Annotated in this window: 1 protein-coding gene; it reads left to right on the top strand. The window is 46.1% G+C overall.

Features of this window, described 5'->3' with window-relative positions; all coding sequences use genetic code 11:
- Nucleotides 1-1292: ABC transporter transmembrane domain-containing protein (locus A3738_RS02930; RefSeq protein WP_156503907.1), on the top strand; the 1292-nt coding region annotated here is incomplete at both ends.

Below are 1292 nucleotides of genomic sequence, written 5' to 3' on the forward strand. Positions count from 1 at the left end.
GGGTGAGGAAAAGCTTGATCTCGAGACCTTGAATGAGTTTTACACCGGATTTTGCTTTTTTATCAAACGCGAATACCAATTCGATAAAGAACGTAAACTGGTGACCGGAGAAGCCGGTAAACATTGGTTCTGGGATACGCTCCGACTGTCATTCCCTATTTACCGTGACGTCATCATAGCATCGGTATTGATTAATTTATTTGTTCTCGCAAGCCCATTTTATGTTCGCAATGTGTATGACCGCGTTGTACCTAACTCAGCCTTTGATACTTTATGGGCATTCTCAATCGGTATCGGCATCATTTTCTTCTTCGACTTGGTGTTAAAGTTAATACGTACTTACTTTCTTGATGTCGCAGGTAGGAAATCAGATGTTATCTTATCATCTAAGATATTCTCGCACGTTCAGGCCTTAAAATTAGAGTACCGGCCTTCTTCAGTAGGCTCGTTTGCAAAAATGGTCAGTGAGTTCGAGAGCATCCGAGACTTCATCACCTCTGCAACGATGAGTACGCTCGTTGATATTCCATTTGTAATTATATTTTTGATTGCGATCTACATATTCAGCGGAAACCTAGTGATTGTGCCAATCGTCGCAGTACTCATTATTCTCATCATTACCATCGTTATTCGGCGCCCGGTCGATGAGTCAATCACGCATAGCTATGGTGCCTCGACCGTCAAGAATGGTTTGCTCATTGAAACCCTGAACGGTTTAGAGACGGTTAAAAGCAATCGTATGGAAGGCCTGAATCAGCGCAAGTACGAACAAAATGTCGGTGAAAACTCCTATTGGAGCAATCGCTCTCGCTTGTACTCAACCATCGGCACCAGCACCTCTGGTTTTGTTCAGCAAATGACGACTGTCGCTCTACTGATCGTTGGCGTATACGAAATCTCAAACCATGAACTAAGCATGGGCGGTCTGATCGCCGCAAGCATGCTGACTGGGCGCGTAATCGCCCCAATGGCGCAGGTAGCAGGTTTGATCGCTCGCTGGGGTCAAACTAAAGAGGCGTACGAGGGCATCGAGCGAATTATGCAAATGCCGGTTGAGCGTGAGGAAGACAAGCAATACCTACAACGCAACCACACCGAAGGACACTATGAGCTTGAAGGCGTAGGCATCACTTTCCCTGAACAAACAGTGCCGATCATTAAATCCGTCTCGCTTGATATTCCTGCAGGCAGTCGACTGGCGGTGATCGGTCGAATTGGCTGCGGAAAAACAACATTATTGCGCTTGTTAATGGGGCTCTATACACCGACCGAGGGCGTCATCAAATTGGATG

The organism is Oleiphilus sp. HI0066 (assembly GCF_001635725.1).